Annotated in this window: 1 protein-coding gene; it reads left to right on the forward strand. The window is 63.6% G+C overall.

What is annotated here, in order from left to right:
- On the forward strand, positions 1-235 hold a 235-nt coding region (locus SB751_RS28915; RefSeq protein WP_410748898.1), incomplete at its 5' end, for an HAD hydrolase-like protein.
- Between the last annotated feature and the right edge of the window lie 100 nt (positions 236-335).

Here is a 335-nt window from a genome sequence, read left to right on the forward strand (position 1 = left end):
GATGCTGGCGGCCTGCGACGCGCTCGGCGTCGCGCCGGACGCGGCGGTCGCGATCGGCGACTCGGAAAACGACGCGCTGGCGGGCCGTGCGGCCGGCATGGCGACGCTGACGGTGCCGTACGGGTACAACCACGGCAAGGCTATACAAACGATAAATTCGGATGGTATAGTCGATTCGTTGCTGGTCGCAGCACGCGCGATCACCGCGCACAACGCCGGCCGGCCAACCATCTGATTATTTCTTCCATCCGCATGTTTCTGAATAAAAAACGGAGTCTGAGCAGCATCGACCGGGGAGCCTGGCCCTGGCGTCGCTGGTCGCGCTAACCTCTTCG

It is taken from the genome of Cupriavidus sp. SIMBA_020 (assembly GCF_046535395.1).
GTDB lineage: Bacteria > Pseudomonadota > Gammaproteobacteria > Burkholderiales > Burkholderiaceae > Cupriavidus > Cupriavidus campinensis.